This is a genomic window from Amycolatopsis sp. SID8362, from assembly GCF_010550475.1.
GTDB lineage: Bacteria > Actinomycetota > Actinomycetes > Mycobacteriales > Pseudonocardiaceae > Amycolatopsis > Amycolatopsis eburnea.
Window position 1 is genome coordinate 1 of sequence record NZ_JAAGNB010001320.1, and the last position, 10,915, is coordinate 10,915.

A 10,915-nucleotide genomic window follows, 5' to 3' on the forward strand; every position below is an offset into this window, starting at 1 on the left:
GGCCGGGTCGCCGACCTGGACGCGGCCCGCCTGCGCCAGCGCCGTGGCGCTCCACTCCCCCAGGTACAGCATGCCGAGGGTGTCGACGTCGAGGGTCAGGTCCGCGGCGGCCCCGGTCCGCCGGGCGCCGTCCGGGCCGACCTCGTAGTGGCCGGTGTTGGCGGGCAGCAGGCGGTCGGTCACCGCCAGCACCACCGGTTCGGCCGCCCGGTACGTCCTCGCCGCCAGCACCGCCGCGACGTCCACCGGGCGCAGCCACAGGTCGTCCTCGACGGCGAGGGTGGCCGCGTGCCGGTGGTCGGTCAGCATCGCCGACAGCGGCTCGTCCACCGGGCGGTGGCGGGCGTGCACCGCGGAGACCAGGTCGACCGACAGCAGGAACCGCCAGAGACCGGCCAGCGCGGCCGCGCCGCCGGCGTGCAGGTCGCGGACCTTCAGCACCGCGCCTTCGTCCGGCGCCTCCAGGGAGCGGCGGCTCACGGTCTCGTAGACGACGAAGCCGTCGTCCCCATCCGGTCCACTGTGGACGGCCACGACGTGGTCGCCGTCCGGGCCGGCGAGCCGGTCGTGCATCACCGGCCACCACAGCGGCGGCCGGCCGATCATGCCCGGGCGGCGCGCGATCCGGTGGTACAGGCCGGGAATCTCCGTCACGGCCTCCTCCGGCGTCAGCATCCGGACGTCCCCCGCGAGCGGCACGCGGTCGTGCAGCCGGGCGGCGGGCCGCGCCACGTGGATCGTCTTGCCCAGCGCCGCCGAGCCGTAGCCGAAGCGGCCGTAGATCGTGGGCTCGCTGGCGTGCAACATGGCCAGCGGCAGCCCGCGCGCGGCGACGTCGGCCAGCTGGACGCGCATCAGCTCGGTCAGCACGCCGCGGCGCGTCCGGTCGGCGCGCACCCCGACTCCGTCAACCGCGGCGGCCGGCAGCACCCGGCCGCCGGGCACCGTGAGGTCGGTGTCGAAGGAACTCGCGATCCCGATCGGGGTACCGCCGTCGAACGCGCCGAACTTGTGCGCCGCCGGCCACGAAACCCCGAAGCGGGACCACAGGTCGTCGCTGACGCGGTTGCTGTGCAGCGAACGGCCGAGCAGGTCGAACGTGCTGCGGCGCTCGTCCTCGGTGACGGGGCGGACGTCGAAGGCGGTCATGGTCCCGATCTTGCCGTCCGCCACCCGCCGAGGCACCTCGTTTAGAAGTGGGAGCCGCACCACGGCACCGAGCGGGTGCCGAACAACGCGTCCGCGGCCGCCGGGGCGGCGGCGTCCCGCACCTCGATCCGGCCCACGCCGGCCAGCGCCGACGCCTTCCAGGTGCCGAGGTACAGCATCGCCAGCGTCGTGACGTCGAGCCGGAGCGCGGCGGGCCCGTCAGCGCGCTCGGCACCGTCCGGGGTGATCCGGTAGGTACCGCTGTTGTCGGGTAGCAGCGGGTCGGTGACTTCGACGACGACCGGCTCGCCCGGCCCGTATTCACGTGCGGCCAGCGCCTTCGGGACGTCGACGAGCCGGATCCAGTGCTCGTCGCCGACCCGGTTTTCGGTCAGCCGCCGGTGGTCCTCCAGCAGCAGCTCGATCGGCTCGTCGAGCGGCCGTTCCGCGGCGACGATCCGGTCCACCAGGTCCACGCCGAGCAGGAACCGCCACAACCCGGCGAACGCGCCCGGCGTGGCGGCGAACAGGTCCGGGACCTCCAGCTCCTTGGTCCACGGGTGCGCGTCCAAGCCCTCGACGAAGTAGGTGGCGAACCCGTCCGGCCCGTCGGGACCCTGGTGCACCACCGCCTTCATCGGCTGGCTGCGGCGCCGGCACTGGGCCTCGTAGAGCCGCCACAGCACCTCCGGCCGGGACATCATCCCCGGCCGGCGCCCGATGCGGTCGTAGATGCCGGGCAGGACTTCCCAGGCCCGGTCGGCGTTCAGCAGCTCGATCTCGCCGCCGGTGGGGGCGTCCGGCCGCAGCCGGGCCCGCACGCGGTCGACGCCGTAGGTGCGGTTCCGCGTCGCCAGGCCGTAGCCGAACCGGCCGTAGATGCCCGCCTCGGAAGCCAGCAGGTTCGCGCACACCACCCCGCGCGCGGCGAAGTCCTCCAGCTGGGCCGTCATCATCGCGCGCAGCACGCCACGGCGGGTCCGGTCCGCGCGCACACCGACGCCGGTGACGCCGGCCATCGGCACCCGCGCCCCGCCCGGGACGGTCAGCTCGGCGTCGAAGAACCGGGCCGTGCCGATGAGCTCCGGGTCGAACGCGCCGATCGCCCCGCCGGGCTGGTAGGCACGCCCGGAGTGGTCCCATTCGGCGTCGGTGGCCGGGCGGACGTGCACGGTGTCGCGGAACAGGTCGCTCGCGGCGCGGTGCTCGTCGGTGCGCAGCGTCCGGATCTCGAAGTCGCTCATCCCCGGATCATCTCCGGAAACGGCGAAGTCCGGCCACCGGAATTCGCCGGCGGCCGGACTTCGCGCGCGCTACTTGGTGGCGGGCGGGGAAACCTCGTAGTTCCCGCCGTCGCCCTTGACCGTGATCTGCACCTGCTGCGGCTTGCCCGCGATCGTGGCGGTGCACTCGAACTTCGCGCCGTCCTCGACCTTCTGCTCGGCCGGGCAGGTCACCGCGGTGACGCCGTCGATCTTGTACGTCTCGGTGAGCAGCTTCTGCACGTCGGTCTGCATCTGGGTGTTGTTGAAGACCTGCGTCTTGAAGAACCCGGGCGCGACGAACCCGAGCACTCCGACGACGGCCAGCACCACGACCAGCGCGACGACGCCGATCAGCAGGCCCTTCTTCGACTTCCCCTGCTGCTCGCCCTCCGGCGCGCCGGGGTACTGCTGCTGTGGCTGGCCGTACTGCCCCGGCGGCGGCTGCTGGCCGTACTGCGGCTGCGCCTGGGGCCCGCTCTGCGGGTACGCCCCGCCCGGCTGCTGCCCGTACTGGGGCTGGGCCTGCGGACCGCTCTGCGGGTACCCGCCACCGGGCTGCTGCCCGTACGGCGGCGGTTGCTGACCCCACTGCGGCTGCTGCGGCGGCTGCTGCCCGTACCCGCCGGGCTGCTGGCCCCACTGCTGGGGCTGCTGCGACTGGCCGTACTGCTGCTGGTTCGGGTCGTAGGACGGCGGCTGCTGGCCCCATTGGGGCTGCTCCTGCGGGCCGCTCGGCGGGTACGCGCCGCCCGGCTGCTGCCCGTACTGGGGCTGCTGTGGGTCGTTGCCGCCATACGGCGTGCTCATCGTCTGCCTCCGCCTGCTTCGCTCAACTGGCTCTCCACCCCGAAACCGCCGTAAAGCCGCGTACGCACGGTGTCGCACGCGATCCAACCACAGGTCGGACCCGAGCACACGTGGCCACGCTCACCGCTTTGCCCCGTCTGGAGCAGGGCTAACGCGAAATTCACGCGGCGCCCGCGGCCACGACACCGCGACGCAGCGCCTTCACCGCCGCGGCCGCCGCCGCGCCCACCGGATCCGCCTTCCCCAGCACGTCCCGGATCTGGTCCAGCAGGTCGATCACCTGGCGCGACCAGCGCACGAAGTCACCCGCCGACAGCTCCTGGCCGTTCGCCTCGGCCGCCGTGAGCACCTTCTCCAGCGACTCCCCGCGCGCCCACCGGTAAACCGGCCACGCGAACCCGGCGTCGGGCTCCCGGGTCCGGTCGAGGCGGTGCCGCCGCTCGTCCTCGGTCAGCTCCACCCACAGCCGCACGGTCTCCTGCCACGCCTCGGGCACCGCGCCCCCGGGCAGCCGCGGCTCGCCCGCGGTGTCGCGGCGCGCCTCGAAGACCAGCGTGGAGACGACGGCGGCGAGCTCGGCCGGGCCGAGGCCGCGCCACACGCCGTGCCGGATGCACTCGGCGGCCAGCAGGTCGGACTCGCTGTAGAGCCGGGTCAGGCGCCGGCCGTGCTCGGTGACGCGGTCTTCCCCGTCCCCGGCCGACTCCGGGCCCAAATATCCGCGTTCGCCCAGCAGCGCCAGGATCCGGTCGAACGCGCGCGCCAGCGAGTGCGTCGTGGCCGCAACCTTCCGTTCCAGCTGCTGGGTTTCCGCGGTGAGCCGCTGGTACCGCTCGACCCAGCGCAGGTTCGCCTCGCGCTCGGCCAGCCCGTGACCCGGGTGCGCGCGCAGGGCCCGCCGCAGCGCCGCCAGCTCACCGTCCTCGTTCGCCCCGGACCGCCGCTTCTGCCTGCCGGGCAACGAAATCCCGGCGTTGCGCAGCGTCGAAGCGATGTCCCGGCGGGTCTTCGGCGACCGCAGCTCGATGTGCTTCGGCAGCTTGATCCGCCCCAGCGCCTCGACCGGCGCCGGGAAGTCCGCCACCGACAGCGGCCCGGACCAGCGGTCCTCGGTCACCACGACCGGACGCGGCTCGCGGATCGGGTCCAGCCCCGGGTCCACCACCACGGCCAGCCCGGCACGACGGCCCGCCGGCACCGCGATCACGTCGCCCTTGCGCAGCTTCTCCAGTGACTCCGCGGTCCCCGCCCGCCGCGCAGCGGTGTTCTGCCGCGACAGCGCCTTCTCCCGCGTCGAGATCTTCGCCCGCAGCTCGACGTACTCGAGCATCTCGTCGAAGTCGCCGGTGATCGCGGTCGCGTACCCCTTCAGGGCTTCCTTGTTCCGCTCGATCCGGCGCGCCGTCCCGACCACCGACCGGTCGGCCTGGAACTGCGCGAACGACTGCTCCAGCAGCTCCCGCGCCTCGGCCGCGCCGACCTGCGCGACCAGGTTCACGGCCATGTTGTACCCGGGCCGGAAGGACGACCGCAGCGGGTAGGTCCGGGTCGAGGCGAGCCCGGCGACCTGCTTGGGGTCGACCCCGGGCTGCCACGCGACGACCGCGTGCCCCTCCACGTCGATGCCGCGCCGCCCGGCCCGGCCGGTGAGCTGGGTGTACTCCCCCGGCGTCAGGTCGACGTGCGCCTCGCCGTTGTACTTCACCAGGCGCTCGAGGACGACCGTGCGAGCCGGCATGTTGATGCCCAGCGCGAGCGTCTCGGTCGCGAACACGACCTTCACCAGGCCACGGACGAACAGCTCCTCGACGGTCTCCTTGAACGCCGGCAACAGCCCCGCGTGGTGCCCGGCGATGCCGCGTTCGAGGGCTTCCCGCCACTCCCAGTAGCCGAGCACGCCCAGATCACCCTCGGGCAGCTCCGACGTCCGCGCGTCGATCACCCGGCGGATCTCCTCGACCTCCCCGGGGCCGTTGAGCCGCAGCCCGGACCGCACGCACTGCGCCACGGCGGCGTCACATCCCGCACGGGAGAAGATGAACACGATCGCGGGCAGCAGCCCGGCCCGGTCCAGCTGCTCGACGACGTCGACCCGCGACGGCGGCCGGAACCGCGGCATCCGCGACGGCGCGCCCCGCCGCCCACGCGGACCACGGAACCCGGCGGGCGCGTACTGGCGGCCGATCTCCTCGGTGCGGCGCAGCAGGGTCGGGTTGATCCGCAGCTCCGCGCCGGGCAGGTGGGTGTCCTCGCCCGCGAACAGGTCCAGCAGCCGGTTCCCGACCAGCATGTGCTGCCACAGCGGCACCGGCCGGTGCTCGTCGACGACGACCGTCGTGTCCCCGCGGACCTCGACCAGCCATTCGCCGAACTCCTCGGCGTTGCTGACGGTGGCCGACAGCCCGACCACGCGGACGTGCTCGGGCAGGTGCAGGATCACCTCTTCCCAGACCGCGCCGCGGAACCGGTCGGCGAGGTAGTGGACCTCGTCCATGACGACGTACCCGAGGTCGGTGATCGTCGAGGAGCCGGCGTAGAGCATGTTGCGCAGCACCTCGGTGGTCATCACGACCACCTGGGCGTTGCCGTTGATCGAGGTGTCGCCGGTGAGCAGGCCGACGGCGTCGGCGCCGTAGCGGGCGACCAGATCGGCGTACTTCTGGTTCGACAACGCCTTGATCGGCGTCGTGTAGAAGCACTTGCGGCCCTCGGCCAGCGCCAGGTGCACGGCGAATTCGCCGACGACTGTCTTGCCCGCACCGGTGGGCGCGCACACGAGCACGCCGTGGCCGCCCTCGAGGGCTTCGCACCCCCGGATCTGGAACTCGTCGAACTCGAAGGACGCCTCCGCGGCGAAGCGCGTCAGCTGGGGGTACTTCCCGCGGCGCGAGGAGGCCGCATAGGCCTCGGCCGGGGACGGAGAAGGGCTACTGGCCACGTCGTCAGGGTTTCACATCCCCCGGCCGTTCCGCACGCCGCGTGACCGACGGCGTGGCGTGCCCCGCGGTATAGGGCGTTATACACCGGGTTCGGTCCCGGGAACCGGATCGCGAGCGGGCGCGTCGGAGCGGCGAAAGGAGGTCCCGATGACCGAACCGTGCCCGAGCTGCGGGCAGCTGGACCAGGTGCAACACGTGCCGGCGGTCTACCACGGCGGGCACTCCTTCTACCGCGGCCAGGGCCCGACGGTCGCCGTCCCCGCCGGCGACGGCGTCGTGTACACGAGCAGCCAGGTCAGCGGCGTCTCGGTCACGGCGGTCGCCCGCTCCCTCGACCCCTTTCCCCCACCGCGCCGCAACGGCGGCCTGGTGGCGGCGGTCATCCTGCTGGCACTGGTCGGCAGCTGCTTCCTCCTGCTGCCGTTCTCGGCCGCCGACGACCCACCACCCGGCGGCGAGGGCGCGAAGGCGCTGGGGTTCGCGGTGCTCTCACTGCCGGCGTTCGGGGTGTACCTCGCCGCGGGCGTGCTGGTCTGGCTCTACGTCCGCCGCGTGCGGGCGCACCGGAGGCAGCGGAAGGGTGTTCCGGCGGCCCAGCAGGTGTGGGAGCAGGGGTGGTTCTGCCACCGCTGCGGCGGGGTCTACTTCGCCGACGCCGGACGGCTGCTGACCCCGGCCCACTTCCGCCAGCTGGTGGCTCGGGCGGGTGGCTACGACCGTTAGGCCAGCACCGTCAGGGCGCCCGGGACGCAGTCGACCGTCACCGGGACCGTGCCCTGGGGCTCGCCGTCGGCGTACGCGGGCCAGTCGTTGCCGGTCAGGGCGACCGAGCGGGCGCGCAGCGTGCGGACCGCCGGGTGGGTCACGTGCTTGCCCGTGCGCAGGCCGGGGAGCATGCGCATCAGGCCGCGGCGGGTGGCGTGGCCGATGATCGTGACGTCGAAGACGCCGTCCTCGGGGTCGGCCGTGGGGCAGATCGGGACGCCGCCGCCGTAGTAGCGCGTGTTGCCGATCGCGATCAGGGTCGCGTCGAGCTCGATCCGGCCGGTGCCGGTGTCGACGACCACCGGGCGGGATCGGAAGGACGCCAGTTCGGCGAGGATCGCCAGGTCGTAGCGGCGGGGCCCGGCCGGCCAGCGCATCCGGTTGGCGCGTTCGTTGACGCTCGCGTCGAAGCCGGCGCACAGCACCGTCGCGAACCACGTGTCGCCGATCCGGCCGAGGTCGAGCCGCCGTCGCGCGCCCGATTTCAGGGCCGCCACCAGCGCGTCGACCGCGGCCAGCGGCTCGGCCGGGACGCCGAGGGCGCGCGCGAAGTCGTTGCCGGTGCCCGCCGGGACCAGGCCGAGCGCGACGTCGTGGTTGGCGCAGAACTGGACGCCCTGGTGGGCGGCGCCGTCACCGCCGAGCACGACCAGGACGTCGAGACCGGCGCTGTGGGAGGTCCGCATCAGCTCGCGGGACTCCTCGACGGAGTTCGCGACCAGCACGTCGAGGCGGTCGACGGCGGCACGCAGCCGCTCCGCGACCGTGTCGGCGATCCGGGCGGCGGCGCCGTGCCCCGAGGCCGGGTGCACGGCGAGCGCGGCGTGGATCCCCACTACGTGACGTCGTCGGTGCTCGACCGGCCGCCGGACGCGGTCGGGGTGGACGGCTCGTCGTCGATGGTGCTCGGCGTGTAGTCGAACGGCGCGGCCTCGTCGTCGGCGAGCTTGTCCCAGCCCTCGTCGCCGCGGGCCTTTTCGAGCTTGCGGTCGTGGAAGCGCGCCATCTGCACGGCGATCTCGAACAGCACGGTGAGCGCGCCGGCGAGGCCGAGCATGGAGAACGGGTCGGAACCGGGGGTGGCGAACGCGGCGAAGACGAACAGCGCGAACACGATGCCGCGGCGCCACTTCTTCAGCTGCGCGTACTTGACCACGCCGACGCGGTTGAGCATCACCACCAGCAGCGGCAGCTCGAAGCTGATCCCGAAGATGATCAGCAGCGACAGCAGGAACGAGATGTACTTGTCCGCCGTGAGGGCGGTGACGAACGCGTCCTGCCCGAAGCCCATGAGCAGCTGCAGCGCGTGCGGGAAGAGGATGTAGGCGAGCACGGCGCCCGCGGCGAACAGCACCGACGCGAACGCGACGAACGTCAGCGCGTACTTGCGCTCCTTGCTGTACAGGCCCGGCGCGATGAACGCCCAGAGCTGGTACAGCCAGGCCGGCGAGAGCAGCACGGCACCGGCCGCGATGCCGACCTTCAGCTGTGTCATGAAGGCTTCGAACGGCACGGTCTGCAGCAGCCGGCACCCTGCGGCGCTGTCGAGCCGCCGCTCCGGCGGGATGGCGCAGTACGGGTCCTTGACGAGGTCGCCGAGCGACGGGATCGGACCGATCTTGGTGCCGAACCAGATGAACCCGAGGATCCCGCCGATCACGACCGCGAGCAGCGCGAAGCCGAGACGGCGGCGGAACTCGTAGATGTGCTCGATGAGCGTCATCGTGCCGTCGGGGTTGCTGCGACGGCTGCGCTTGCGCCGCTTCGACCGGCGGCTGTCACCGTTTCCGGAGGCGGATTCCGCCACGGGTTGTTCCGTTCTCGTGGAGTCCGCCGGAGCGCGCCGCTGCGGGCGCGCTCCGTGGACGGGGGACCGGGTGTGGCCTAGCCGCTCAGCTGGCGTTCTTCTGCGGCTGGTCGGCGGCCTGCTGCTTCTTCAGCTCGTCGAGCTGCCGCTGCAGGTCGGCGACCTGCTGGTCGGTCGAAGCGGGTGCGGCGGGCTTGGCCGGGATCTGCTTCGTCTCGGCGGGCTCGGCGTCTTCCGTCGCCGCGGCCTTGTCGCCGGTGAGGTCCTTGGTCTCGGCCTTGAAGATCTTCATGGACTTGCCGATGGACCGGGCCGCGTCGGGAAGCCTCTTGGCCCCGAACAGCAGCACGACGACGAGCACCAAGATGATCAAATGCCACGGCTGCAATCCGTTCAGCATGGTGGCCTCCTATCTGCGTCTGGTAGGGATGTTACTGGTTTTCCGGCTTCCGGCGGCGCTGCGCGAACGCGACGCGAAGCGCTGCCGACCGGGCGCGGAGCAACCCCGCCCGGTCCTGGGTGTTCTCCGCCACCATGCTTGCGGTCCGCTGGAAGGCACGCAAGACCTTGACGGTCCGGACCAGCAGGACGATGAGCAGCAGCAGGCCGATCGCGGCGAGCACGACGGTGGGCAGGTACGGCACGCGCACCAGCCTAGTGGTCACAGGTTGACGGAAGGTGACGGGCTCGGGCCACCGCGTCGGCGGCCCGGCGTCCGACTTCGGACGCGAGGTCGGCCGGGCTCTCGACCAGCACTTCCCCGCCCTGGCCGAGCACCAGGCGCACCATCCAGGACTGGTCGGCGTAGCGCATCCGGATCCGCAGCCGGCCGCCCTCGAGCTCGTCGAGCTCCTCGCAGGGGTAGTACTCGGCTACCCAGCGTGCGTCCGGGTCGAGGACGAGCACCGCTTCCCGCTGATCGGGACGTTCCCGGAAGACACCGTCGGAGATGTCGGTCGGGTGCGCGTGCGCGGGCGGCCGCGACGGCTCGCCGAGGACGGTCAGCTCGTCGATCCGGTCGAGCCGGAACAGCCGGACGCCCTCGGCGCGGCGGCACCAGGCCTCCAGGTAGCCGACGGCCTGGACGATCAGCAGCCGCATCGGGTCGACCGTGCGCTCGGTGATCTGGTCCTTCGACGCGGTGTAGTAGCGGATCCGCAGCGCGCGCCCGTCCTGAAGGGCTCGTGCCACCTCCTCGCGGGTGCGTGCGGTCTTCTCGCCCTCGCGCACTCCCCCGCCGACGACCACGCCGGCCGGCTGGGCCTGCCCGGCCGCGGCCTCGATCTTGGCGATGGAGCGGCGGACGGCGTCACCGTCGACCACGCCCGGGGTCTCGGCCAGCGCCCGCAGCGCCACGAGCAGCGCGGTCGCCTCGCCGCCGGTGAGCCGCAGCGGGCGGTTCATGCCGGCGTCGTGGGTGACGACGATCGTGTCGCCCTCGAAGGACAGGTCGATCAGGTCGCCGGGCCCGTAGCCGGGCAGCCCGCACATCCACAGCAGCTCGAGGTCCTTGCGCAGCTGCTTCGGCGTGACGTCGAAGTCGTGCGCCGCCTCGTCGATGCGGATGCCGGGCCGCGCCAGCAGGTACGGCACGAGCGCGAGCAGCCGGGGCATCCGGTCGGTGGACCCGCTCACCGGGCGCTCACCTGCCGGGCGACGACGGCTTCGAGCCGGTCCTGGACCGACTTCGCCAGCACGTCCGGTTCGAGCACGACGACGTCGGGGCCCTGCGCGCTGATCCAGTCGGCCGCCGACTCCGGGTAGAGCAGGCCGATCTCGACGAGGTCGCCGTCCTCCCCGTCGATCGTCGACCGGCCGACCACGGTGCCGCGGCGGCGGACCCCGGCGGCGCGGCCGTCGGCGACCCAGAGCCGGGCGGTGGTGACCGGGGACGGCTCGCTGCCGCCGGTGGCCGTGACGAGCTTGAGCAGGTTGACACCCTCGGGACGGCGCACTTCGCCGGGCTTGCCGACGGTGCGGACCTGGCCGGTGACGCGGGAGAGCCGGAAGCAGCGGGTGGCGCCGCGGTCGCGGTCGTGCCCGACGACGTACCAGCGGGCGCGCCACGACACCACGCCCCACGGCTCGAGCGTCCGCATGATGCGCTCGGGCGAGCCGCTGCGGCGGTATTCGAAGCGCACGGCCTGCCCGGTCTGGACCGCGGCCAGCAGCGGCCCGAACGC

At 73.0% G+C, this 10,915-nt stretch carries 11 protein-coding genes; 1 reads left to right on the forward strand and 10 read right to left on the reverse strand.

All coding sequences use genetic code 11. The features are described 5' to 3' along the window. From G3I65_RS40585 to G3I65_RS40600, 4 genes are all read right to left on the reverse strand, one after another. A partial coding sequence (locus G3I65_RS40585; protein WP_166641185.1) for a GNAT family N-acetyltransferase occupies positions 1 to 1,149 on the reverse strand: 1,149 nt, incomplete at its 3' end. A gap of 41 nt (positions 1,150 to 1,190) precedes the next feature. Beyond that, positions 1,191 to 2,393 (reverse strand): GNAT family N-acetyltransferase, encoded by a 1,203-nt coding sequence (locus tag G3I65_RS40590; protein ID WP_160700781.1) that lies wholly within the window; start codon positions 2,391 to 2,393, stop codon positions 1,191 to 1,193. A gap of 69 nt (positions 2,394 to 2,462) precedes the next feature. After that, entirely contained in the window at positions 2,463 to 3,221 is a 759-nt protein-coding gene (locus G3I65_RS40595) for a DUF4333 domain-containing protein (protein WP_160700782.1), read from the reverse strand. Positions 3,222 to 3,381: 160 nt separating this feature from the next. Further along, on the reverse strand, positions 3,382 to 6,159 hold the full coding sequence (locus G3I65_RS40600) for an RNA helicase (protein WP_160700783.1): 2,778 nt from the start codon (positions 6,157 to 6,159) through the stop codon (positions 3,382 to 3,384). A gap of 148 nt (positions 6,160 to 6,307) precedes the next feature. Here G3I65_RS40600 and G3I65_RS40605 point away from each other — a divergent pair, with 148 nt between their 5' ends. Next, positions 6,308 to 6,883 (forward strand): hypothetical protein, encoded by a 576-nt coding sequence (locus tag G3I65_RS40605; protein WP_160700784.1) that lies wholly within the window; start codon positions 6,308 to 6,310, stop codon positions 6,881 to 6,883. Here G3I65_RS40605 and G3I65_RS40610 read toward each other — a convergent pair. The 6 genes from G3I65_RS40610 to G3I65_RS40635 form a co-directional block, all read right to left on the reverse strand. After that, positions 6,880 to 7,761 carry a diacylglycerol kinase family protein gene (locus G3I65_RS40610; protein WP_160700785.1) on the reverse strand — a complete coding sequence of 294 codons (882 nt, stop codon included), beginning with the start codon at positions 7,759 to 7,761 and terminating at the stop codon, positions 6,880 to 6,882. The two genes, G3I65_RS40605 and G3I65_RS40610, sit on opposite strands and share 4 nt — an antisense overlap. Next, positions 7,761 to 8,732, reverse strand: a complete 972-nt coding sequence (tatC, locus tag G3I65_RS40615; protein ID WP_160700786.1) for a twin-arginine translocase subunit TatC — start codon at positions 8,730 to 8,732, stop codon at positions 7,761 to 7,763. The genes G3I65_RS40610 and tatC overlap by 1 nt, the downstream gene beginning before the upstream one ends. An 85-nt stretch (positions 8,733 to 8,817) precedes the next feature. Next, the gene (tatA, locus tag G3I65_RS40620; RefSeq protein ID WP_160700787.1) at positions 8,818 to 9,132 is read right to left on the reverse strand and encodes a Sec-independent protein translocase subunit TatA; all 315 of its coding nucleotides are present in this window, start codon (positions 9,130 to 9,132) and stop codon (positions 8,818 to 8,820) included. A gap of 31 nt (positions 9,133 to 9,163) precedes the next feature. Beyond that, a complete protein-coding gene (locus G3I65_RS40625) occupies positions 9,164 to 9,376 on the reverse strand; it encodes a bacteriophage holin (RefSeq protein WP_160700789.1) in 213 nt (70 codons plus the stop codon). A 10-nt stretch (positions 9,377 to 9,386) separates the two neighbouring features. Further along, complete coding sequence (locus tag G3I65_RS40630) at positions 9,387 to 10,367, reverse strand: YafY family protein (RefSeq protein WP_125316424.1); 981 nt, start codon at positions 10,365 to 10,367, stop codon at positions 9,387 to 9,389. Continuing rightward, the coding region (locus tag G3I65_RS40635; protein WP_160700788.1) for a YafY family protein at positions 10,364 to 10,915 on the reverse strand (552 nt) is incomplete at its 5' end. The genes G3I65_RS40630 and G3I65_RS40635, both read right to left, overlap by 4 nt.